22 protein-coding genes are annotated in these 22080 nt (G+C 56.7%); 8 read left to right on the forward strand and 14 right to left on the reverse strand.

What is annotated here, in order from left to right; all coding sequences use genetic code 11:
- Window positions 1-6 precede the first annotated feature (6 nt).
- Genes H9I52_RS06495 through H9I52_RS06505 form a run of 3 tightly spaced genes read right to left on the reverse strand, consistent with a single transcriptional unit; the run spans window position 7 to window position 2931 of the window.
- Window positions 7-1059, reverse strand: a complete 1053-nt coding sequence (locus tag H9I52_RS06495) for a vWA domain-containing protein (RefSeq protein ID WP_165699418.1) — start codon at window positions 1057-1059, stop codon at window positions 7-9.
- Window positions 1060-1085: 26 nt separating this feature from the next.
- Complete coding sequence (locus H9I52_RS06500) at window positions 1086-1988, reverse strand: hypothetical protein (RefSeq protein ID WP_187453204.1); 903 nt, start codon at window positions 1986-1988, stop codon at window positions 1086-1088.
- 40 nt (window positions 1989-2028) lie between these two features.
- Entirely contained in the window at window positions 2029-2931 is a 903-nt protein-coding gene (locus tag H9I52_RS06505; protein ID WP_139516533.1) for a DUF58 domain-containing protein, read from the reverse strand.
- Window positions 2932-2969: 38 nt separating this feature from the next.
- Between H9I52_RS06505 and H9I52_RS06510 the strand changes: the two genes are divergently transcribed.
- Window positions 2970-3347, forward strand: a complete 378-nt coding sequence (locus H9I52_RS06510; RefSeq protein ID WP_187453205.1) for a DUF4296 domain-containing protein — start codon at window positions 2970-2972, stop codon at window positions 3345-3347.
- Here H9I52_RS06510 and H9I52_RS06515 read toward each other — a convergent pair.
- From H9I52_RS06515 to egtB, 6 genes are all read right to left on the reverse strand, one after another.
- Complete coding sequence (locus tag H9I52_RS06515) at window positions 3339-3689, reverse strand: tRNA-binding protein (protein ID WP_187453206.1); 351 nt, start codon at window positions 3687-3689, stop codon at window positions 3339-3341. The genes H9I52_RS06510 and H9I52_RS06515 overlap by 9 nt on opposite strands.
- 24 nt (window positions 3690-3713) lie before the next feature.
- Window positions 3714-4286, reverse strand: a complete 573-nt coding sequence (locus H9I52_RS06520) for a DUF922 domain-containing protein (RefSeq protein WP_139516536.1) — start codon at window positions 4284-4286, stop codon at window positions 3714-3716.
- Window positions 4287-4438: 152 nt separating this feature from the next.
- Window positions 4439-5803 carry an MATE family efflux transporter gene (locus H9I52_RS06525; protein WP_187453207.1) on the reverse strand — a complete coding sequence of 455 codons (1365 nt, stop codon included), beginning with the start codon at window positions 5801-5803 and terminating at the stop codon, window positions 4439-4441.
- A 91-nt stretch (window positions 5804-5894) separates the two neighbouring features.
- A complete protein-coding gene (locus H9I52_RS06530) occupies window positions 5895-7004 on the reverse strand; it encodes a pyridoxal phosphate-dependent aminotransferase (protein ID WP_187453208.1) in 1110 nt (369 codons plus the stop codon).
- A gap of 98 nt (window positions 7005-7102) precedes the next feature.
- On the reverse strand, window positions 7103-8101 hold the full coding sequence (gene egtD / locus H9I52_RS06535) for an L-histidine N(alpha)-methyltransferase (RefSeq protein ID WP_187453209.1): 999 nt from the start codon (window positions 8099-8101) through the stop codon (window positions 7103-7105).
- Between the two features lie 59 nt (window positions 8102-8160).
- Window positions 8161-9465 (reverse strand): ergothioneine biosynthesis protein EgtB, encoded by a 1305-nt coding sequence (gene egtB / locus H9I52_RS06540; RefSeq protein ID WP_187453210.1) that lies wholly within the window; start codon window positions 9463-9465, stop codon window positions 8161-8163.
- A 266-nt stretch (window positions 9466-9731) separates the two neighbouring features.
- On the opposite strand from egtB, the gene H9I52_RS06545 reads away from it, so the two are divergent.
- The 7 genes from H9I52_RS06545 (at window position 9732) to H9I52_RS06575 (ending at window position 17568) form a co-directional block, all read left to right on the forward strand.
- Entirely contained in the window at window positions 9732-10007 is a 276-nt protein-coding gene (locus tag H9I52_RS06545) for a KGG domain-containing protein (RefSeq protein ID WP_187453211.1), read from the forward strand.
- 172 nt (window positions 10008-10179) lie between these two features.
- On the forward strand, window positions 10180-11250 hold the full coding sequence (locus tag H9I52_RS06550; protein WP_187453212.1) for an o-succinylbenzoate synthase: 1071 nt from the start codon (window positions 10180-10182) through the stop codon (window positions 11248-11250).
- A 62-nt stretch (window positions 11251-11312) separates the two neighbouring features.
- A complete protein-coding gene (locus H9I52_RS06555) occupies window positions 11313-12608 on the forward strand; it encodes an aspartyl protease family protein (RefSeq protein ID WP_187453213.1) in 1296 nt (431 codons plus the stop codon).
- A 90-nt stretch (window positions 12609-12698) separates the two neighbouring features.
- Window positions 12699-13862, forward strand: coding sequence for a hypothetical protein (locus tag H9I52_RS06560; protein WP_187453214.1), 1164 nt, complete (start codon window positions 12699-12701; stop codon window positions 13860-13862).
- Window positions 13863-14000: 138 nt separating this feature from the next.
- Entirely contained in the window at window positions 14001-14963 is a 963-nt protein-coding gene (locus tag H9I52_RS06565) for an alpha/beta hydrolase (protein WP_187453215.1), read from the forward strand.
- 265 nt (window positions 14964-15228) lie between these two features.
- A complete protein-coding gene (locus H9I52_RS06570; RefSeq protein WP_187453216.1) occupies window positions 15229-15765 on the forward strand; it encodes a phasin family protein in 537 nt (178 codons plus the stop codon).
- A gap of 120 nt (window positions 15766-15885) precedes the next feature.
- On the forward strand, window positions 15886-17568 hold the full coding sequence (locus H9I52_RS06575; RefSeq protein ID WP_187453217.1) for an ABC1 kinase family protein: 1683 nt from the start codon (window positions 15886-15888) through the stop codon (window positions 17566-17568).
- Window positions 17569-17650: 82 nt separating this feature from the next.
- Here H9I52_RS06575 and H9I52_RS06580 read toward each other — a convergent pair whose 3' ends face one another.
- The 5 genes from H9I52_RS06580 to H9I52_RS06600 form a co-directional block, all read right to left on the reverse strand.
- Entirely contained in the window at window positions 17651-17797 is a 147-nt protein-coding gene (locus H9I52_RS06580; RefSeq protein WP_165699419.1) for a hypothetical protein, read from the reverse strand.
- 86 nt (window positions 17798-17883) lie between these two features.
- Window positions 17884-18372 carry a hypothetical protein gene (locus H9I52_RS06585; RefSeq protein ID WP_187453218.1) on the reverse strand — a complete coding sequence of 163 codons (489 nt, stop codon included), beginning with the start codon at window positions 18370-18372 and terminating at the stop codon, window positions 17884-17886.
- Window positions 18373-18417: 45 nt separating this feature from the next.
- On the reverse strand, window positions 18418-18924 hold the full coding sequence (locus H9I52_RS06590; protein ID WP_187453219.1) for a hypothetical protein: 507 nt from the start codon (window positions 18922-18924) through the stop codon (window positions 18418-18420).
- Between the two features lie 69 nt (window positions 18925-18993).
- The gene (locus H9I52_RS06595; RefSeq protein WP_187453220.1) at window positions 18994-20154 is read right to left on the reverse strand and encodes a porin family protein; all 1161 of its coding nucleotides are present in this window, start codon (window positions 20152-20154) and stop codon (window positions 18994-18996) included.
- 121 nt (window positions 20155-20275) lie between these two features.
- The gene (locus tag H9I52_RS06600; RefSeq protein WP_139516551.1) at window positions 20276-22015 is read right to left on the reverse strand and encodes a phospho-sugar mutase; all 1740 of its coding nucleotides are present in this window, start codon (window positions 22013-22015) and stop codon (window positions 20276-20278) included.
- Between the last annotated feature and the right edge of the window lie 65 nt (window positions 22016-22080).

A 22080-nucleotide genomic window follows, 5' to 3' on the forward strand; every position in this document is an offset into this window, starting at 1 on the left:
CTAGCGTTAGTCTTCTAATGCGTTGGTCAGGAACGTGTTTTTCAGCCCCAGCCACAGCAACCATAAGCCCACACACCAGAACAAATAAATACGGTAATAATCTTTGGTGTTGCGAAAACGCGTCTGCTTGATTTCTGATTTTTCATAGCGGTCGATCTGGCGGAAGACGCGGTTGAGGGCGGCATTGTCGGTGGCACGGAAAAACTGGCCTTCGCCGGCCTGAGCCAGTTGGCGCATGGTGGTTTCGTCGAGGCGCGTTTCTACGTAGCGCGGGCGCCCGGCTTCGTCGGTGCCGTACGGCACCACGCCGTCTTTTCCCAGCCCGATCGTGTATAGCTTCAGCCCAAAGGCATGGGCCAACTGGGCGGCCGTGAGCGGATCGAGGTTGCCGGCTGTGTTCTCGCCGTCGGATAGCAGAATGCACACCTTGGTGCGGCTGCGGGAGTCGCGCAGGCGGTTGGTCGCTACGCCCAAGGCGGTACCGATGGCCGTGCCGTCGTTGGCAATCATGCCCAGATGCAGGCTGCTGAGGTTTTCGCGCAGCAAGTCGTAATCAGTAGTAAGGGGCGCCAACGAATACGCGTCGCCGGCAAAGACTACCAGCCCAATACGGTCGCCGACGCGGCCGTCGATAAAGTTGCGGGCCACGCGCTTGGCGGCCTCTAAGCGATTGGGTTTCAGGTCGCCCAGCTCCATCGAGCCCGATACGTCGAGCACCAACAGAATGTCAATGCCCTCGCCGGTTTGCACCACGCGCTCATCCGTTCGCTGCGGGCGCGCCAGCGCTACCACGCCGAAGGCCATGCTCAGGCCCAACACCAAATCGGGCAAAAAGCGGAGGCCCGCCGTCCAGTCGCGGCGCAGTTGCCCGGCCACAAAAGCTACATCGAGGCGCGGGCGCCGCCGGTGCACCAGCAGCCAACGCCCCAAAAACAGCAGCGGAATCACGGGCAGCAACAACAACAGCCGCGGCTGCGCCCACGTGTAGCTTGCCAGCGTAGCATAGCGAAGCCCGTCGAGCAAAGGAGCCAGGAAGCGTTGCCAAAGCTGGTCGGGCATGAGGTTTAGAATCAGGTAGATAAGAGTTAAAAGAATCGGGTCGTGACCATGTCGTAGCGGCGCTCGGCAAAGTTGCGCAATAGCGAAAAGGCTTCTTCCGTTTCTTCTTCTTCGTCGGTGAGCTGGTTGCCGTAAATTACGCGGTCGGCAATGCGCAGGGCTTGCTTTACGTCGCCGTTATTTTGGTAGTGCTCCACTATCTCTTTGGTAGTGAGGCTGTTAATGGCGTTGTTTTCTAGAGTTGTCAGATAGTTTTTCCACAGCGTGATGGCGCGTTCCATATTGGTCAGCGACCGCGACAACGTGAAGCGCTCGACGTGGCGGGCGTATTGGGCCAGAAAATACACATGGTTTTTGCGCAGCTTATACAGCTGATACCGCTGCCGCCAAGTGCGGCCAAAACCCACCACAATTCCCAGCGCTACCAAGATTACGGCCGCCGCACCCGCCAACCAATACGGATAGTTGAAACGCTGTTCGACAGGCAATAGCGCAGTATTCTGGCGCAAGACGGGCGGAGTGTCGAAGGCCGGTGCTGGAGCCGTACGCTTCAGCCGCACGGTGGCCGGTGCCGTAGTGATAGTAAGGGTATCGCGGCCGTGCAAAACCGTGGTGGGCAAGCTCAGCCGCTGCACCGAATCGAGCGCGAAGGTGCGCAGGTGGTACACGGTGCGGTCGAGGCTGCGGCCTTTGCGGGTGCGGGTGGGATAATAGGTTTTGCCGACGAACTCAAACGGCTCAAACTTGGCCGTCGAATCTGGGAAGATTACTTCCAGGGAAGACTCATGATTGTGAAGTAGCTCATAATCAATTACTTCGCCTATACGTACTGATGGGCGCAAAAAGCGGCTTTGCGGCTGATCTGGCGGCGATTGGGCCAGCGCGCCCAACGGCGCTAGCAACCATGCGGCAGCTATGGTCCAATGCATCTTGCTCAAAAACAGCTTCTTAAAGAAGCTTACGCCAACCTTACGCACGGCCTCCCCGCTGATTGCGCCGCCGAAACAGATTCACCAACTGCGGCAGGTAGTCGGTGTTGGTGGCAATGGATAAGTATTCGGTGCGGTGGCGCCGGCAGATTTGCCCGATCTGCTCGCGGTTCTGCTCGTAGGTAGCCCGGTAACGCGCCCGAAAGGCTTCCGAAGAAGTGTTCACCCACACCGTGCGCCCCGATTCTTGGTCGTGCAAGGGCACGATGCCCAGCGGTGGAAACTCGCGCTCGCGCTTGTCGAGCAACTGTAGCACGACCAAATCGTGCTTGCGCGCCAGCATGGTGAGTTCGCGCTCGTAATTCGCGTCGATAAAGTCGGAGATCAGCAGCACAATGCTCCGGCGCTTGAGCAGCCCCAGCGCCTGCTTGATGCCAGCCGCCACAGCCGTATGACGGGAGCGAGGCTCCAACGCAAACAGCTGTTTGATAAGCGCATACGCGTGTCTCACGCCTTTGCCGGGTGCCAGGTACAATTCCTTTTGATCGGAAAAGGCCAGGATGCCCAACTGCGCATCTTGCCGAGCGGCCGAGAGCGCCAGCACCCCACAGATTTCGCGGCCCACGTCTAGCTTGCGGCGGCCTTCGGCACCTACGCGTTGCGAGGCGCTAACGTCGAGCAGCAGCAGCACCGATTGTTCGCGCTCTTCCTTGTAGGTCTTTACGAACGTGCCGTGGCCCTTGCTCGATACGGCCCAGTCGATCGCGCGTACCTCGTCGCCGTATTGGTAGAGGCGCACGTCGTCGAACTCCAACCCTGTGCCCTTGAACACGGAATGAAAATCGCCTTGCAATTGCGCGTCCACAGCCTTCAGGATGCGGATTTCCATTTGCCGAAGCTTGCGCACGAGTTGCTGGAACGGTGTGGCGGCGGGCGAATTCATTTCGGCTAAACTACGGGTTTCGAACTAACTTTGTCACCGTGAAAAAGCTTCCTGCCGGTTTTCTGCTGTTTTTGAGTCTTGCGCTAGCGTGTTGTCAGCGTCCCGAAGAACCTACGCCGCCCGCTCGGCTTTTGCCCAAAGAGCAGATGGAGAGCCTGCTAACGGAGCTGCATATTTTGGAAGCGCGAGTCGATGCCGTCAACCTTCCGCAGGATTCGGCGCGGGCACTCTACAACACGCTGCAAAAAGAAGTGTTTCAGCGTCGTGGCATTACGGATTCGGTGTTTAAGCAGAGCTACCGCTACTACGCCATTCACAACAAAGACCTCGACAACATCTACGGCAGCGTAATCGATAGCCTGACCAAACGCGAGGAAAAAGCCAGAGCCGCGACGCAAGCCAAGCCGCTAAAGTAAGCGGTGGCCGTTGGGCACGGGCGCCGCCAGAGAAGCCAGTACAATATCACCGTTAGCATCGGCCGCGCCCGTCACGAGTACTTCGGAGCGAAAAGGGCCGATTTGTTTGGGCGGGAAATTGACCACGCACAGCACTTGGCGGCCTATCAGGTCTGTAGGCTGATAATGGCGCGTAATCTGGGCGCTGGAGCGTTTGTGGCCGATTTCGGGGCCTAAATCGACGAGCAACTGGTAAGCTGGCTTTCGGGCTTGCGGAAATTCGCGGGCTTCCAAAATGGTGCCCACGCGGATGTCCACGCGCTCAAAATCGGCCCACGAAATAACGGGAGAAGCTGATTCCATGCAGGCAAGGTAGAAAAGCGCGCGTCAGGGCGCGACGGCAAACCGATCGAGTTGGGCCAGCTTCAGCTTGATCTGGCCTTCCCAGTTCTTCTGGTTGGGCGTGTTCAGGCCGTGGTTTGTTTCGGCGTCGTAGCGCGCCTCGTCGCGTTGCCATTCGGCAAATGCGGCGTTGGTTACGTTCTTAAATCCGGGCTGCAAGTGCGCGCAGTTGAGGTGCAGCGTGCTCAGCTTTTGGCGCAGCTTGCGGGCGTGGTACTCCGTGATGTCGAAGTGCAGCTGCTCGTGTTTCAGCAGCGACTCGTTGGACTTGGTAGCCTCGCGCACCCACGATTCGGTGGGCGAAAACACGGCCCGCACGCTGTAGTTGAAAACGAAATCGGTGCAGCCGGCTTTTACGTCGATGGTGGCGGTAGTGAGCGCGGCCAGCTTATCGGCGGGTGTGGGCTTGCTCTTGAAATCGGACCAAGCCAGCGGCCGGGTCGGCGACCACGGAATCAGCGTAGCGGGGTCGGCGGCCACAACTGTGTTTTGCGGGGCTGGTGTGGAAGCCATCGGCAGCCAAAACAGCAGCGGAAGGAGAAAGGAGAAAACGGGCATTACCAGGTCAGTAGTAAGTCAGAAAGCACTACAACGTACAACCTTTAAGTTCTAGTTCGTGAGCAGAAGTGCAAAGGCTTTTTATTTCTCCTCGAATTAATTTATATAAATGTTTGATTGTCAGTTATTTATATAAATAAGCTTGGAGTCGGCTAGCGAGCCAAAAGGGCTTCTTGCCGAACATGTACGGCGCTGTGCTGCCGGAAGCGCCACAACAAGACGCCTGCCACCAGCGACAGGCCCGTCAGCAACCCAATCCAGACGCCCGTCGCGCCCAGATGCAGCAGAAAGCCCAATGCGTAGCCCAGCGGCAACGCCACTGCCCAGTACGCCAGCAACGCCACCACCGAAGGTACTTTCACGTCTTCGAGGCCGCGCAACGCACCAAGCCCCACCACCTGAAGGCCATCGGAAACCTGAAATAAAGCCGCAATGAGCAGCAGGTTAGAAGCATAAGCCACCACCTGCGGGTCGTGGTTGTAGAAATATGGAATATGGGTCCGGCCCGCAATCAGCACCAACGCCATCGTGCTCATAAACAAGAACGTAAGCGTGTAGGAAGTGAAACCCGCGTTCCGCGCGCCCGATAAGTCACCGAGGCCGCGCAGGTTGCCCACCCGAATAGTCGCCGCCGCTGCGATGCCACTGGCCGCCATGTACGTCACCGACGCCACGTTGATGGCAATCTGGTGAGCAGCAAGGGAGGTAGCGCCGAGCCAGCCAATCATGATGGCTGAAAAGCTGAACGCGCCCATCTCGAACATCATCTGCACGCCAATTGGGGCACCCAACCCGATCAGACGACGCAGTACGGCGGCTTCGGGGTGCAGCCAATGGCCGGCGGCTTCGCGGTACGGCCGCAGGCGCGCCGCACGCAACACGTACAAGCCCATAAACAAAGCCATCAGAATGCGGGCCGTAAGGGTTGCCCACGCCGAGCCCATCAAGCCCAGACGCGGAGCGCCAAAGTGCCCAAAAATGAGCGCGTAGCACAACAAGGCATTGATGATGTTGGCCATGATCGACAGGAACATGGCTTGGCGTGTAAGCCCCAGGCCCTCAGCAAATTGCTTGAAGCCCTGAAACACCATCAGCGGCAGCAACGACACAAACAGCACCCGCACCCACGGGGCCGCCAGCGCTACCACTTCGGCCGGCTGGTGGAGGTGATGCAGCAAGGGCGCAATCAGGAAGCCGACGCCAGCCAGCACCAGGCCCGCCACCGCGCTCAGCCACACGCCGTGCACAAGCAGCTCGCCGAGGCGGCGAACGTCGCGCTTGCCGTCGGCAGCAGCCACCAGGGGCGTAATTCCCATCGAGAGACCCAGACCCAGCACCATCACCACTGTGTTCACGCTCACGCCCAACGACACGGCTGCCAGCGGAATCTTGCCGGTTTGGCCTACCATCACGCTGTCGCACACGTTGACCAAGACGTGGCCCAACTGGCTCAGTACCACAGGATAAGCAAGTAAAAGCGTAGGCTTGATATGCGGGCGGAGCGAGGAAAACTGCATAACTAGGACGGGTGGAATTGGGCCGCAAAGGTACGACGCCCGCCGCGGGTATTCCCGCTTTGTCAAGATGTTCCGGCGAAAACCAGTTGCCCTAAAACACAGGGGCCGAGGCCAGTGCCTTCCGGATGCGACGTAGCGCCTCTCGCAACGCCTCCTCGGGTACGGCATACGACAGCCGGACGAACCCCGGGGCGCCGCAGCTGGCCCCGTCTACGACGTCTACGCCGGCTTTGCGCAAGCGCGTTACTAAGCTGGCCGACGCGATAATTGGGTCGATGCGAGGCGTTAGGTAAGCGGTAAAATCCGGGAAGGCGTAATACGTGCCTTCAGGAATGTGGCAATGCACATTGGGCAGGTCTGCCAGGCCATCCAGCAAGATGTTGCGTGTTGTGGCCAGCTGTGCAAGTAACTCACGGGTAATGCTGGCCGAGGCTTTGGTGACGGCTAACGCTGCATGCTGGTTGGGCGTAGGAACTGCCGCGGCGGTGGCAAATTGCCAGGCCGCGCACACCTGCGCCACGGCCGTCGGGGCCACCAAGTAGCCCACGCCCCAGCCTACCAACGCCAGCGATTTGGAGAATCCGTTGACGACAACGTGCTGGGCGTGCGGGTCGGCAAACTCCAGCAGCGAAGGCACCGGCTCCGTGCTGAACGATACCAAATCGTAGATTTCGTCCGAAATCACCATCAGATTCGGGTGTTGCCGGGTCACGTCCAGAATGGCTTCTACTTCTGCGTGTTTGTAAATGCGACCCGTGGGGTTGTTCGGGTTGCTAAACAACAAAATCCGCGTGCGCGGCCCAATAGCTGCTTTCACAGCGGCCGGCGTCAGGGTGTAGTCGTCGGCGCTGTTGAGCGGGAGGGGGCGCATGTTTCCGCCGGCCTGCTCAATCAAGCTTTTAAACCCAAACCACACCGGGGTTGGCACCAGTACTTCGTCGCCGGGGCGCAGCAACGTTTTGAACAAGGCAAACAGCGCCGCTTTGCCGCCCGGCGTCACCACTACTTGTTGCGGCGAGACGCCATAGCCGCTCGAGCGGCGGTAAGTGCTGGCCAAAGCTTCGCGCAAAGCGGGCAGGCCTTCGATGGGGCTTACTGATAGCTGCCCGCCCTGAATAAGGCGCGTCGCAGCCTCGACGGCCACCGTCGGAGTCGGGAAATATCCATAGCCGGATGCTAGGCTAATGACCGCGCTGTGCATGTGCAATTGTGTTAAAAAGCACGTGAACTTAGCAATCTTTGCGAAGTATAAAAATAGGAGCTTCGGGAGTAATTTATAAAATGTTTACCTTCAATTGATTAGCTAATTACATTAAAAATAGCGTCAACGAAATAATCCTTATCATCGGTAAAATATTCAAGAATTTGTAGATCAGATTGCGCTGCCAAATTGTCGAGAATGGGACGGGTGAACTTATAAGAATTTTCTGTGTGAATAACTTCCCACGCCGCGAACTCAAAGCTTTGTTGCAACGCCCTAACGTTCACGGTCTGGGCCTTCGTGCTGACCAAAAATGACCTGACGGCACCGTCAAGCGGGTCATAGTCGGTGTAGTGCTGCCAGTGGGTCAGGTCAAAATCGGCGCCCAGTTCGCGGTTGAGCCGCACGAGCAAATTAAGATTAAACGAAGCCGTGACACCTTGTGCATCGTCGTAAGCCGCCCGGATGACGCGTGGGTCTTTTTGCAGGTCAAAGCCGATTAGCAAACGGTCGTCGGAAGTGAGCGGGCGTGCCAAGCGCCGCAGGAAACGCAGGCGCTCGTCGGGCAGGAAGTTGCCGATGTTGGAGCCCAAAAACAGCACGGCTTTGCGGCCTGGCCGGGCGGCCATCAGGGCCAGCGCATCGGCGTAGTCAGCTACAACGGGCTCAACCGGCAAGTCGGGCAGCTCGGCCTGTAAGCTGGCTACCAGCCCATCGAGGGCGGCGGCAGAAATATCAACGGGCACATACGTAACCTGCGCCCCGGTTTCGAGCAGGTGCCGCAGCAAGATCTTGGTTTTCAGGCCGTCGCCGGCGCCTAGTTCCAGCAAAAAGAAGGGTTCGTCAGCCTCTTGCGGGCGCAAGGCCTTCCCGATGGCTTCGCAGTGCGCCGTGAGCAGGGCAAACTCGGTGCGCGTGGGGTAATACTCCGGCAGCGCCATGATCTGCTGAAACAGGCGGCTGCCTGCGTCGTCGTAGAAGTACATCGACGACAGCGTTTTGGGCGTACGGCTCAGACCTTGGGCTACGTGTTGGGCCAAAAGTTGCGTGGACGTGACCGGAAGCAAAGCAGAATCGTGGGCAGTGGAAGTGCGCATAGGGGGTACAGCAAGCAAAATTGCCTGTTCAGTTTATGTTTCTGATAATCAAGTAGTTGCTATTTAGCCAGCCGAATGCCCGTAAATTGCCAGCGCTTGTCGGCCTGAAAGAAGTTACGGTAGGTAAGCCGGATGTGGCTTTCGGGCGTGGCACAGGAGCCGCCGCGCAGTACCATCTGATTGATCATGAATTTGCCGTTGTATTCGCCCAACGCACCTGCCGCCCGCTCGTAGCCAGGGTAGGGGTGATAAGCCGAATACGTCCATTCCCAAACGTCGCCGAGCAACTGGTGGCACTGCGCGGGATCGGCGTCCGGCGATACGGGCTGCGGGTCGAATAGGCCGCTTTCCACGAAGGTGCCGTTGGCCGCCCGAGGGGCAAAGTGGCGGGCCGCTATTTCCCATTCCTGCTCGGTGGGCAGGCGGGCACCCACCCAGTGCGCGTACGCATCGGCTTCGTAAAAGCTGACGTGCGTGACGGGCGCTGCCGGGTTGACGGGCTGCAACCCCGAGTGCGTAAAGCGGTGCCAGCCGTTGTCTTTCCGCACCCAATACAGCGGCGCTTCCCAGTGGGCTGCCTGCACCAGATCCCAGCCTTCGCCGAGCCAGTAGCGAAAATCCTGGTAGCCACCCGCTTCGATAAACTCAATGTATTCGGCATTGGTAACCAAGCGGTTTTGAAGCGAGAAATCGGCTACGTACACTTCGTGCGGCGCTTGTTCATTATCAAAGCAAAAGCCTGTGCCTTCGTAGCCGATGCGGTGCACGCCGCCGGGCACGGACAGCCATTGCAGGGGCAGGGTGCGAGCCGGCGCCCCCTGCAAAGCCGCCGGCAGCGGTTGGTAAGCCGGAGCCAAAGGACTGGTACTCAGGATGTATTTGATGTCCGTTACCAGCAGCTCTTGGTGTTGCTGCTCGTGTTGCAGGCCCAACTCAAACACGGTGCTAAAGGCCGCCGGCAGCGTGTCGGTAGTAGCCAAAAGCTGTTGCATGTGCTCGTCGACGTGGGCGCGGTACGCATACACATCTTGCAGCGGCGGGCGCGACAGCGTGCCGCGGTCGGCGCGGTTGACGCGGCTGCCCAGCGAATTGTAGTACGAATTGAACAGGAACGCGTAGTCGGCGTGATATACGCGGTACCCCGGCAGGTATTCGCCTAGCAAAAAAGTCTCGAAAAACCAGGTAGTGTGCGCCAAATGCCACTTCGGCGGACTAACGTCGATAATGGGCTGTACCACAGTGTCTTCGGGGAGCAGCGGGCGGCACAGAGTTTCGGTTTGGCGGCGCACTGCCTGGTAGCGGTCCAGCAGAGAGGCAGGCACCCTGACAGAGGCAGTAGCTGGCGTAGGTTGTGAAGTCGACATGGCAAGCAAGGAAAGGACAGTGCTGAGGTAACCTCAGAACGTACGTGAAGTTTTGTCCAATAGCTACAAAAGCAAGAGCGGCACGAGCTAAGCTCGACCAGTATTTAGCGCAGCACTTGCTTTTTAGTACGTAGAAGGTCGTCAGTAGTAAGTGGTATTTTGTGCAATAGCGAGAATATTTTGGATATTTTTTCAGCTATTGCCGTTGGGCTGCCCGTTGAAGCAGCACTGTTCGTTCCCGATTCCACCTCCAAAAACACTGGGCTATGATAACAAATGATGTACCCCAACGCGGCGCTGCTGCGGCTACAAAAGGGCAGAAAAGCAGTCAGAGCGCCGCTTCTGCCCGCAAGAGCACCCGCGGTTTTGCTGCCATGGATCCGGCCCAGCAGAAACGCATTGCCAGCGAAGGCGGCAAAGCCTCACACGCCAGCGGCCGCGGCCACCGGTTTACTTCGGAAGAGGCGCGTGCTGCCGGCCGTAAAGGCGGCATGTCCAACCGTACGCGTAACGAACCAAGCAGCCCTGCTGCCCGCTCGTAATTCGTCCCCTTTCGGCCGGTAAGACCGCCTTCTTAAGCCTCTGCGCCCTGCGTAGAGGCTTTTTTTATGTGTTTGATTATAAGATTGTTATACTGTGCCTGATATAAGCTTTGTTTCGGCGGTAAGTTATTTCGGCGTTACTTATCGGCTGTTTGCCTGTTAGGATATCCGTATGCTACAACTCCGTTACTCGCAGCGTGTTCTGCGCTTCAATTTTCCGGCCCGTACGTCGCGCGGGGCTCTCACCGAACACGTTGCGTGGTATCTGCATCTTTTCGACCCGGCCCAACCCGGTCGAGAAGGCATAGGCGAAGCCGCCCCGCTAGCGGGGCTAAGCCCCGACTACAAGCCCGGGTTTGAGGCGCAGCTCCAGAAGCTATGCTCTGATTTTAATAATCTGAATACAAGCGCATTAGAGCCGGAGGAGATAGCCAAGTTCGTAGGTCCCGAATGGCCTGCGCTGCGGTTCGGACTGGAAACCGCCGCCCTGGACTGGCAACACGGCGCCCGACGCCACCTCTACGACAACGCATTCAGCCGGGGCGAAGCAGGAGTGCCCATCAACGGCTTGGTGTGGATGGGCGATGCCGGCTTCATGCGCGAGCAAATTCAAAAGAAGCTGGCCGATGGTTATTCGTGCCTGAAACTCAAAATCGGGAGCCTCGACTTCGAGACCGAGCTGCGGCTGCTGGCCGAAATCAGAGCCGTGGCGGGTCCGGCCGAACTCACGTTGCGCGTAGATGCCAACGGCGCTTTTGCCCCCGACGAGGCCTTGTCGAAGCTCGAACGGCTGGCCCAATTCGAGCTGCATTCCATTGAGCAGCCCATTGGGGCCGGCCAAATCGAGCGCATGGCGACCGTGTGCCAACGCTCGCCCGTGCCCGTGGCGCTGGATGAAGAACTGATCGGCGTCACCCAGCCCGCGGCCCAAACAGCGTTACTTGAGCGCATCAAACCGGCCTACATCATCCTTAAACCCACCTTGGTGGGGGGGCTGCAAGCCACCCTCGAATGGGTAGCTACCGCCGAAGCCCTGGACATCGCGTGGTGGCTTACGTCGGCGCTGGAGTCGAACATTGGCCTGAACGCAATCAGCCAGCTGGCCGGGCAATACGCACGGCTTGGCTTTGCCCAAGGGCTCGGTACGGGGCAGCTATATCACAATAATTTGGCGGCGCCGCTTTACATCGAGGCCGGTCAGCTGTATTATAATCCACAGACGCACTGGGAGTTACCGGGGTGATACAAGGGGCAGACAATTAGCGGCTTTTTTTAGTAAATTACCGGACCCGCCTTCCCTTTCTTATGTCCGCCCCGCGCTTGTTTGCCATGCTGGTTTCGGGCCGTACTCGGCCCCTGTGGACATGCTTTGGCTTGCTCATTTTGCTGTTGTGTATGCCCTTTGTGCCCCTTTCGGCCCAAGATTCGGGGGCGCCTTTTACCATCGTAAATCAGAAAAAACAGGCCGTCCGGATTCCCTTCGAATTGCAGCGCAACCTCATTGTGGTGAGTGCTAAGCTCAATGGCAAAGGGCCGTACAACTTTCTGCTTGATACGGGGGTGGGCATTTCGCTCATCACCGACCCATCGCTTCGGCAGACGCTGAACCTGCCCATCGGCAACCGCTTTCAGGTGGCCGGCGCGGGTGAGGAAAACGCCATTCAGGCCTTCCAGAGCGACGGCGTGCGCGTGGAGCTGCCCGGGGTAGTAGCGCCGGCGCTCTCCTTTTTAGTGTTGTCGGAAGATGTGCTCAACCTGTCGGGCTACGTGGGCGTGCCCATTCACGGCATTCTGGGCTACGATATATTCCGCAGCTTTGTGGTTGAGGTGCGGCCCGTTGAGTTAGTGCTTCGGTTTCACGACCCCTATATGTTTCGGCAACCGCAGGGCCGCAGCTGGACTACTATACCGTTGCAGCTGCAAGGCAATAAAGCCTACATCACAACGGAAGTGGTTGTGAATGACCAACTTGCGTTGCCCTTGAAATTGGTGTTGGATACGGGTGCGGGACATGCTTTGTCGCTGGAAGTCGGCTCCGACCCGCGCCTACAATTGCCGCCCACCCGCCTGCGCTCGCAGCTCGGCCGCGGTTTGAGCGGGTACATCAACGGTTTTCTGGGGCGCGTGACGGCCCTGCAGATCGGCAAATACCGCCTCAAATCGCTGCTTACGTCCTTCCCCGACGCCGACAACGTGCAGCAGCGCGTCGATATTCCGCGCAACGGCAACGTGGGCTTCGAGCTGTTGAAGCGCTTCAACATGATCATCGACTACCCGCACGCGCAGTTGATGTTGCGGCCCAATGGCCTGTACCGCGACCCGTTTGAGCACGACATGAGCGGCTTCGACCTGATGGCGACTGGCCCCGATTTGCGCCGCTACATCATCATGAAAGTGCAGCCCGATTCACCCGCCTCGGCGGCCAACCTGCACCCCAACGACGAGATCGTTTCCATCAACCTGCAACCGGCATCCAGCATGAGTCTGACCCAGATCAGCCGCCTGCTGCACTCCGCCGATGGCCGCCTGCTGCTCCTGATTGTGCGACGCAGCGATGGGCACATGTACACGACGGCTCTGCAGCTAAAACGCCAGATCTGAGTAAATCACCGCCGCACGAAAGGCTTGCAAAATCCTTACATTTAAAAACTTCGCTGTTTTTTCCTCCCACTCGTCCTTTTCCGCCGCCCAATGCCCACGGCTCCTTCGCCCGCGCTGCCGCCTGCCATTCGCGATAACCAGCACATCTACAGCGATTATTTCGACGAAGAGTTTGCCCGTAGCCTCGACGAAAACATCCTGCAGATGCTGGACCGGATCTGGTTTCGCTCCAAGCTGGTGGGCTTCGAGGATTTTCCGCAGCGCAACAACCCCGAGCGGCCACTCATTTTCGCCAGCAACCATTCGGGCATGGCTTTCCCCTGGGACGCTATGGTGGCGCTCGCCCACCTGATGCGCTGCCTGCCCAAGCCCAGCGACCTGCCGCGCCCATTGTCGGCGCCCATGCTCTCGCAATCGGTGCTGATGAACCCCTTCTTAGTCAAGAACTTCTGGAAGAAGTGTGGTTGCGTAGATGCCACCACGCTCAACTTCGAAACGATGATGTACTACACCGACCACAACCTGATGCTGTATCCGGAGGGCGTGCCCGGCATTGGCAAAGGGTTCAATCGCAAGTACCAGTTGCAGCGTCTGGCCACCAGCATGATCCGGCTGGGCATTCAGCACCGCACCGACATCGTGCCGTTTTACACCATCAACGGCGAGTATCTCAATCCCTTCGCGTATAGCTGGCGCTGGCTCAACGACAAGACCAAGAAAATCGGGATTCCGTTTTTGCCGCTGGGCCCTATTGTGCTGCTGGTTTTGTTGCAGCCCTGGTGCTTTTACATGGCCTATCCGGCCAAGCTCACCTTTGTGCTCGGTTCGCGCATCAAGCCCTACGAACTCACCGACAAGCCCCACGACCAGATCACCCGCGAAGAGTACGAAACCTTGTCGGAACAAGTGCGCCAGCGCATGCAAACCGAAATGGACGCCGCCGTGAAAGCCCACGGCCGATCGCCGTACCGCTTGGGGGAAATGTGGCAGCGCATCAAGCAAAACTGGCGCTATTTCCCGTTTTTCCTGCCTTTTGCGTGGCCAGCCATGTTTGCCGAGTTCGAGCGATTATACGTCCGTGAAGGCTGCCGCGACTTCCAGATGGATCTGACCCGGCCGGGCGCGTGGCTCCGCATGATTTGGCGCAACCCCCACACCCTGTACTTCTTCATTCCCGTATTAGGTTGGATTCCTATTGCCTTGCGAGGGTACAAAGGCAACACGCTTCGCAAGTCACCACCTCAACAGCCGTAAGCCGGAGGTATAGGAATAGATATGAGTTATAAAGTTTAACAAATTTTTCATAACTATTTGTAATTCAAATAATTATGAAAATACCCGACCTGCCATCCACTTGCTGAATTCTACGCTCAGCGTCCCAATTCCCACCCGATGCCCTCCACCCAACATTCCGTACTCAAGCAGTTTGTCACGGCCGCTACGGGCCCTCTGGCGCGCAGGCGGCCCCGTCTTCCTGCCATGCGCCTGGCGCTGGAGATGAGCACGCTTTTTCAATTTATGCCCTGGGGCGTACACTTGGAAGATGCTGATGTAGAAGGTATTACATCCGAATGGATTCGGCCCGAAGCTGCCGATGCCCGTCGCGTATTGCTGTATCTGCACGGTGGTGGCTACGTAATGGGCTCGTTGAATACGCACCGGGCCCTAATCGGCTCGTTAGCAAAGCGTTGCGGGCTTACTGCCCTCGCCATCGACTACCGCAAAGCACCCGAGTATCCTTTTCCGGCTGCTTTACAAGATGCCCTCACGGCCTACCGTTGGCTGTTGCGCGAAGGCTACCGTGCGCAAGACATCGTCGTGGCCGGCGACTCCGCCGGGGGCGGCTTGGCGTTGGCGCTTGCCATTGCCCTGCGCGATGCCGGCGATCCTTGCCCGGCCGCGGTCGTTGGGTTGTCGCCCTGGACCGACCTTGTACTGCCCCATAGCGCGCTTCAGCACTTGGCCCACGAAGAAGCCCAGCTTCTCGAGGCGTTGGAAATCCGTGGTTGGGGACCGCTTTACGCCGGCGATACCCCGCTGACGCATCCGCTTATTTCGCCGGTTCACGCCTCCCTGCACGATTTGCCCCCGCTGCTCATTCAGCTTTCCGATGCCGAAGTGCTGTGTGCCGATGGCCTTTCTTTCGTGCAAAAAGCCCAGGCGGCCGGCGTAGATGCTACGCTGCAAGTTTTTCCGGGGCTGGTGCATTGGTGGCATCTGTTCTGGCGCGTTGTGCCCGAAGCCAGCGAGGCACTCAACCAAGTTGCTGGGTTTGTGCAGGAAATCTGGGCGGCTCAGAGCCGGTCTGAAAAAGCAGTGTCACGGCCGCGGCGACGGTCGGTGCTGGCCGCCTAAGATGAATGCAGGAACTGCAAAAAATAGCGACCGATGTAGGCAGAAACACAACTATTTCCTAGCTTCAAATGCCCTATAATCAGCTTATTATGGCCTTGAATATGACAAGCGGCCACCCGCCAAAAAAATTGTTTCTGCATAGTCTGCTATATAGTTATGATTTTGTAGGTTTGCGATAAGTAGTCGGCTTGCATACTATTTTTGGGCGCTGGCAGACTTGTCGCATTGTTTTTATTCCCACCAACCCTTTTAATCATTCAGCCTCATGGAAGATCTATTCAAAAAGTTCATCAACGCCGGCGTCGGTTTCGTGTCGCTGACCACTGATCGTGTGCAAACCACCATCGACGCCCTCGTGAAGGAAAGCAAGCTGTCGGAGCAGGAGGGAAAGAAGATCATGGACGATCTGAAGAAAAACACCGACACCAAGCGCAAAGAGCTCGAAAAGCAAATCAACGGCATTGCCTCGCGCGTGATGAAAAGCATGGGCGTCGCGACCAACGCCGACGTGGAAGAGCTGAAACGCACCGTGAAAGGCAGCGGCTCTAAGTCTGCAAGTTCTTCAGCATCAAGTACTTCTAAAAGCGGCGCTAGCAAGTCAGGTGGCAGCAAATCGGCCACTGCTACGGCCGCTGGCGCAGCTAGCAAAGCAGCCGGCGCTACCAAGAAAGCCGCGACCAAAACCAGCGCTGCTGCCAGCACGGCCCAAAAATCGGCGGCCGGCAAAGCTGGCGCTGCCAAAACCAACTCCAAACAGTCAACCTCGGCTGCCGACAATGGCAGCGCCGACTCGGCTTCGTAAGCCGGCCGCATTTTGCGTCTGATACCTGAGAAAAGCCAGTGCCGCCCTCGAAGCGGATGCTGGCTTTTCTCTTATCCCTGTATTTTGCAGTTCCTTCCCACTTAGCCAGTTGCCGCACGCATGTTCAAAAACACGATTTCCAATCTGGGCCGTATTCGGCAAGTAGTGGAAGTGCTGGTGCGCTATGGCTTTGAGGATGTGGTAACCAACACAACGTTGCGCCGCCTCGTGCCCCAGAAACGCCGCCTCTCGTGGCAGCACGCCGAGCGCCCGGTATTTGAAACGACGCGCTGGGAGCGCATCCGGATGGTGATTGAGGAGCTCGGCCCCACGTTCATCAAGCTGGCGCAGGCCCTTAGCAACCGCCCTGATCTGTTACCCGAACCGCTCATCGACGAGTTTCAGAAGCTGCAAAGCGACGTGCCGCCTTTTGATGTGCAGATGGCCAAGCAAATCATCGAGCAGGAATTGGGCCGCCCGATTTCGGAGGTGTTTACCGAGTTCGACGATGTGCCGCTGGGCTCGGCCAGCATTGGGCAGGTGCACCGGGCGCGGCTGCTGACGGGCGAGGCCGTGGTGATAAAAGTGCAGCGCCCCGACGTGCAGGAAAAGGTGCGCACCGACCTGAACCTGCTGCACGAACTGGTACGCCTGACCGCCGGTTTTTTGCGCAACCAAGGCCTTTCCAACCCCCAAGACATCGTGGATGCGTTTGAGCGCAGCATGATGAAGGAGCTAGACTACACTTCCGAAGCGCGGAGTATGGAACAGTTTCGGAAGCTCTACGAGAGCTACACAACGTTCTATATTCCAAAGCCTTACCGCGAGTTCTCAACGGCCAAGATTCTCATTATTGAGTTTGTGAGTGGCTGCAAGATCTCGGATAAGCAGCAGTTGCTGGCCTGGGGACTGAGCCCGGAGAAAGTCGCCGAAACCGGCATGGACATCTACCTGACGCAAATCTTCGAGTTCGGGATTTTCCACGCCGACCCGCACCCTGGCAACGTGCTGGTGCGTCCCGATGGCACGCTGGTGCTCATTGATTTCGGGATGGTAGGGAAACTTACCAAGCAGCAGAAGTACGCCTTTGCCGGCGTGTTTATTGGCATGGCCCGGCAGGATGCGCGCAGCATGGCGCTGAATTTTCGCCGCCTCGCGCTCACGGCCGACATTCCCGACATGCGCGCCTTCGAAGCCGACCTCACCGACCTCATCGAAGACTTTACGATGCTCGACGTGAAGGAAATGAGCATGTCGGACCTCGCCGATCGCTTGCAAATCATCATCTACGACTACAAGCTGCAAGTGCCTGGGGCAGTGTTTCTTATCCTGCGGGCGCTGGTGATTCTGGAGGGCATTGGCAAGGTTTTGCACCCGTCGTTCAACACCTTCGAGTTTGTGCGGCCCTACGGCGCGCGCATCATTGCCGAGCAATATTCTACCGAAAACATCCTGAGCGAAGCGCAGTACACCGGCACCCAGTTGCTGGCCCTGATCCAGACGCTGCCCACGGATATCCGCCAGATCATGCGCAAAATCAGTCGAGGCGATTTGCGGGTTCGGGTAGAACTATCTGGATATCAATTGCTTATGCGCAAGGCTGACCAGTTGGTCAGCCGCACGATCATTGCCTTGCTGGCCGTGGCTTTTTTGCTGTTTTCGGGGCTGAGCTTGCTGGGGCACTACACGGCCGACATGCCATATTACCGCGGCATGCCGGTTATTACGTGGTGGGGGTTTAGTATCACGTCGTTTCTGCTGTTGGTGCTGCTTATTCTGGGCACCCGAAAGCGGAAAGAGTAACGGAAAGGCTTGTTCTGACACGAAATCGCCCCACTAGTTAGTAACCAGTGGGGCGATTTTGCTCAGAGAGCTACGAGCAAACTTAGTGCGCGTGAATACGCTTGCGCTTTTGCCGACGCCGTTCCTGCGCCTGCTTTACCCGGCGATGCAGTTCCTGCTGGGCAGTTTCGGCTTGGCTCGAAGCGTCCGACGAGGTCGTCGCTGCGTTGTTGGATTCAGTGGAGGCCATAACAAAAGAGTTGGTGTGAATCCTTGCGTATACGTAGGGCAGCGCCAGGGTTTACCGAGGATTGGAAATAAAATTTGGCAACCGCTTCAGCCCTGGCTGTAATCGGCTACTTCAACTTGCAGATACTGAGCTAACAAAGCGGCTTTCTCCACTGCTTCCATACGCTTCTGCAAGTCGTATTCTTGCACAACAATTCCTTGGGCCGAGTCGCGGACTGATAGCAGTAGGATATATCCTGCATGCTTCTTATTCACGACTTGGCCGACCTTGGTTGTGGATGTAGTTCCGTAAGCGTAATACTTCAAAACCACCCGGACGATATCGGGGAGGGCATCCCACTGGCCACCTGCTATGCCAGCGAAACGAGTATAGAAGCGGTATCTTTTGTTAGTAAAATCAAACGAAATCCCTTGCTCAAGCGGAGTTATCGGATAAACCAGTAGCAAGCAAAAGCTCGTTTCAATCATGTAATTACCTGCCGCTAGCATTGCAGCAACTAAGACCAGCGCCCAAACTATCGCTGTCTGGCCGGCAAATCGAAGGTTTCGCTTTAAGCAAACTGAGTACAGATTCATCACTTTTGAAAAGCCCAAGCCGGATAGGCCCGCCTGCATTGTGCCTTACGCCTGCTCGAACAAGGCGACCTCGACGTCGAGATAGGCAGCCAGTTCATCGGCCAATTCCAAGGCCTCTGGCTTTGCTGATTCGTGAAACTTCTTCACAATAATACCTTTCGCCGACTGTCCCACCGATAACATAACTATGTAATAGTGAACGGGATTGTTGACCTGCCAACCTCGTCTGCCGGCAATTGGAAGCTCCGAAAAAAACTTAACCACTACCCGATTTACAGGGGGAAGCGGCTGCCAAGTGCCAACTTCCATTCCGAGGACTGTAGCAAAATACCGATAACGTCTTCTGGAAGGATCAAGGGCAAAATCAGTGCTGCTGAAACCAAGAACACAGGCCACTATGAGGCTGATGATGGCCAGCGTGGCGAACATGCGGGCGATAGAAGCCGAATTGCTTTGCGTCGCCATCACGCAACACGTTAATCCTAAAGCAAGCAGGAACGGGAACCCCCAGCGCGCTACGAAGCCTCTAGATTGGATGGTAGTGATAAACATTACAGCATGTTAGCATCAAGAACGCTTCAGGAGATGCTAATTCTGCACTTGCAACAGCACCCGCTAAGTCTAGAAACTAATGCCTAATTCAAGGCGCAGGGACTCATGATTAGGGGTAAAATAGACATAGGAAAAGCCATCTAACATGCGGTCGTAACGTGCCTCAAGGCTAAGCGTAGGCATCGAAGGCCGTGAGATCATAATACCCATGCCTGCCGCCGCTCCTAGGCTGAAATTACCAAGTGCTGAAATAGGCTTCTTTATCGATATATCGGCTTGGGTCGAATACTGATAAAGATCGGTAGAATAGTTCTTGAAATTCACCCCAGCACTAAGCCCCGTATTTAAGTAGGGGCGCACCGTACCATGACCTATTGTGTAGCGCAGAAGCAATGGGAGTTGAAGCTGTGAATAGTCTATAGACGTCGTAACGGTGGGATTTGAAACCGGAGTAGGCTCATAAAGGCTGCGCAAAGACAAATAGGTAGCTTCTAATTGTACTGAAAACGCGGTTTTATTAGTTAGGTGCAAAGACGCACCAGCTTGATAGCCAATTAGTTTGCTATGGTTGCCCATATACGGGTCATGTGAAAAGGCAAAGCGCGATGCATTGATTCCCAGCTTTATACCATAAGAGGCATGCCAACCTTTACTGGGTTTCATTAAGTGACTGGCTTGCTGTGGCTGACGGCAGGCATTGTAATCCATAATCAGCCGGCTCATTCCGACATACTTATAACGATAACGTCTATTGCTCTCTTCAGTACCAAGCTGTAGCGTTGCGCAACCGCCCAAATGGCGATTGAGCACCAGGGTTGCCGTGGCGGGCGGTACTTCAATTACATACGCCGAATCAGCTGCTTGCAAGTAGTAGCGGTGATCACCTTTGGTGTCGTCCCCGGCATACAAGCTGACATACCCTAGTACCAAGGGCGCTACAAATTGGGCTGGACCATGGGGCCCAATACGCTTACTGACCCCAATAGGACCGGAAGCGTCGCCGTAGCTAACGGCTTCAACAGGAGTGAATTCGCTAATGCTTTTACCCCCTTGAAATAGCCGTACGGTTTTAAGCTTATGCGGTATTTGCAGTCGGCCGCGCAAGGTGTCGCCGCCAGCAGTAACAAGGTAATCCTGATTAACACGCTGGGCGGTAGCCGCAAACGCAGTGAGCCCAAAGGCTGCTAGTAAAACAAATGACTTCACGTAAAAAAAGTAGAGTTTTGGCAACAGATACTGAAAATAGAACAACAGGAATATTCAACTTCAAAGAAACCGCGCTTTCAAGTAAGAAAAAAAGCCCCGGCGCACGCGCCGGGGCTTTTTTTCTTACTTGAAAGGAATTTGTAATCTACCGTAGCTTCATGTCGTCGATGATGCGGGCAATGCGCTCGGTTAAGATGCGGTTTTCCATCTCGTAATCCACGGCCGATTTTAGCGGTTGTTTTACGCTGAAATAGAATTTGATCTTCGGCTCGGTACCCGATGGGCGGGCTGAAATCTTGCTGCCGTCGGCGGTGATGAATTGTAGCACGTTGGAGGCTTCCAGGCCCGTTGGGGTTTCGATGCCCGTCCGCAGGTCATGTAGGGTACCTTTCTGATAATCACGCACTTCTACCACCGGTGAGCCGGCAATAGTAGCGGGCGGATTGGCCCGCAGATCGCGCATCATTTCCTGGATCTCCTCGGCGCCGCGCTGGCCTTTTTTCGTGATCGAAATCAAGTCTTCCTTATACAGCCCGTACTCGGCGTACATGGCTACCATTGCCTCGTACAGCGACTGGCCACGGTCTTTGGCCACGGCGGCCATCTCGGCAATAAGGGCGCAGGCCGACACTGCGTCTTTGTCGCGCACGAAGCTGCCGATCATGTAACCGTAGCTCTCCTCGCCGCCGCCGATGTACGTTTCCTTGCCTTCCAGATCGCGGATGATGCCCGCAATGTACTTGAAGCCCGTGAGCGTCTGGTACGCCTTTACGCCGTGGGCATACGCAATATCGCCGAGCACGTCGCTGGTTACGATGGTGTAGACGATGAAGTCCTGATCGGTCATTTTGCCGGCCTGTTTGCGGGCCGACAGCAAATAGTGCGTCAGCAAAGCTGCCGTCTGGTTGCCGTTGACGAGCACCCATTCGCCGTTGCTGTTTTTTACGCCGATGCCTACCCGGTCCGAGTCGGGGTCGGTGGCCAGCACAATATCCGCGTCAAGCTGCTTGGCTTGGTCGAGGGCGATTTGCATGGCCGCTTTCTCCTCGGGATTGGGCGAAACCACCGTCGGGAAGTTACCGTCCGGGGTGGCCTGCTCCTGCACGATGTGCACATTCGTAAACCCGAAGCGCTCTAATGCCTTGGGTACCAACGTGATACCAGTACCATGCAAGGGCGTGTACACGATCTTCAGATCGTGCTGGCGCTGAATCGCCGCCGGGTTGATGCTAAGTTTCTGTACTTCAGTAAGATATGCATCGTCCAAATCGGCGCCGATCATGTGGATGCGCGACTCGTCGGCCTGAAACTTCACTTCGTCAACGGAATGAATGGCGTTGACCTCGTGGATGATGTTCTTGTCGTGGGGCGCAACTACTTGCGCGCCGTCCTGCCAATACACCTTATAGCCGTTGTACTCTTTGGGGTTGTGCGAAGCCGTGACCACGACGCCACTCTGGCACCCCAGATGCCGAATCGTGTACGATAGCTCCGGCGTAGGTCGCAGATCCTCAAACAGATACACCGTAATGCCGTTGGCCGAAAAAATGCCGGCCGCAATGCGCGCAAACTCCCGGCTGTTGTTGCGCGAGTCGTGGGCGATGGCCACCTTAATTTCCTGGTTCGGGAAAGATTTCACGAGGTAGTTGCAAAGCCCTTGCGTGGCCATGCCCAGGGTGTAGCGGTTCATGCGGTTGGAGCCCGTGCCCATTACGCCGCGCAGGCCGCCCGTGCCAAACTCCAGATTGCGGTAAAAAGCGTCGCTCAGGGCTTCTTCCTGGCTGCCATCCGCCATTAACTGACGAATATTAGCCTTTGATTCTTCGTCATAATTACCTGATAACCAGGTATTTATCTTTTCTTGGATTTCGGTAGTCAGCGCCATGTAGGGAGGGGGTAAAAGCGAAGGTTCAGAGTAGGAGACTCAAAGAAAGAAGAAAATGCCGAAGC

Source organism: Hymenobacter sp. BT491, assembly GCF_014349165.1.
Lineage (GTDB): Bacteria > Bacteroidota > Bacteroidia > Cytophagales > Hymenobacteraceae > Hymenobacter > Hymenobacter jejuensis.

Bases quoted from the DNA above. Each gene is read 5' to 3' on its own strand.
- H9I52_RS06550 (WP_187453212.1), top strand. From the start codon at position 10,180: ATGCTACAACTCCGTTACTCGCAGCGTGTTCTGCGCTTCAATTTTCCG.
- H9I52_RS06520 (WP_139516536.1), bottom strand. From the start codon at position 4,286: ATGCCCGTTTTCTCCTTTCTCCTTCCGCTGCTGTTTTGGCTGCCGATG.
- H9I52_RS06575 (WP_187453217.1), top strand. From the start codon at position 15,886: ATGTTCAAAAACACGATTTCCAATCTGGGCCGTATTCGGCAAGTAGTG.
- H9I52_RS06590 (WP_187453219.1), bottom strand. From the start codon at position 18,924: ATGTTTATCACTACCATCCAATCTAGAGGCTTCGTAGCGCGCTGGGGG.
- egtD (WP_187453209.1), bottom strand. From the start codon at position 8,101: ATGCGCACTTCCACTGCCCACGATTCTGCTTTGCTTCCGGTCACGTCC.
- H9I52_RS06555 (WP_187453213.1), top strand. From the start codon at position 11,313: ATGTCCGCCCCGCGCTTGTTTGCCATGCTGGTTTCGGGCCGTACTCGG.
- H9I52_RS06545 (WP_187453211.1), top strand. From the start codon at position 9,732: ATGATAACAAATGATGTACCCCAACGCGGCGCTGCTGCGGCTACAAAA.
- H9I52_RS06505 (WP_139516533.1), bottom strand. From the start codon at position 2,931: ATGAATTCGCCCGCCGCCACACCGTTCCAGCAACTCGTGCGCAAGCTT.
- H9I52_RS06515 (WP_187453206.1), bottom strand. From the start codon at position 3,689: ATGGAATCAGCTTCTCCCGTTATTTCGTGGGCCGATTTTGAGCGCGTG.
- H9I52_RS06560 (WP_187453214.1), top strand. From the start codon at position 12,699: ATGCCCACGGCTCCTTCGCCCGCGCTGCCGCCTGCCATTCGCGATAAC.
- H9I52_RS06500 (WP_187453204.1), bottom strand. From the start codon at position 1,988: ATGCATTGGACCATAGCTGCCGCATGGTTGCTAGCGCCGTTGGGCGCG.
- H9I52_RS06570 (WP_187453216.1), top strand. From the start codon at position 15,229: ATGGAAGATCTATTCAAAAAGTTCATCAACGCCGGCGTCGGTTTCGTG.
- H9I52_RS06495 (WP_165699418.1), bottom strand. From the start codon at position 1,059: ATGCCCGACCAGCTTTGGCAACGCTTCCTGGCTCCTTTGCTCGACGGG.
- H9I52_RS06580 (WP_165699419.1), bottom strand. From the start codon at position 17,797: ATGGCCTCCACTGAATCCAACAACGCAGCGACGACCTCGTCGGACGCT.
- H9I52_RS06600 (WP_139516551.1), bottom strand. From the start codon at position 22,015: ATGGCGCTGACTACCGAAATCCAAGAAAAGATAAATACCTGGTTATCA.
- H9I52_RS06585 (WP_187453218.1), bottom strand. From the start codon at position 18,372: ATGAATCTGTACTCAGTTTGCTTAAAGCGAAACCTTCGATTTGCCGGC.
- H9I52_RS06565 (WP_187453215.1), top strand. From the start codon at position 14,001: ATGCCCTCCACCCAACATTCCGTACTCAAGCAGTTTGTCACGGCCGCT.
- H9I52_RS06530 (WP_187453208.1), bottom strand. From the start codon at position 7,004: ATGCACAGCGCGGTCATTAGCCTAGCATCCGGCTATGGATATTTCCCG.
- egtB (WP_187453210.1), bottom strand. From the start codon at position 9,465: ATGTCGACTTCACAACCTACGCCAGCTACTGCCTCTGTCAGGGTGCCT.
- H9I52_RS06525 (WP_187453207.1), bottom strand. From the start codon at position 5,803: ATGCAGTTTTCCTCGCTCCGCCCGCATATCAAGCCTACGCTTTTACTT.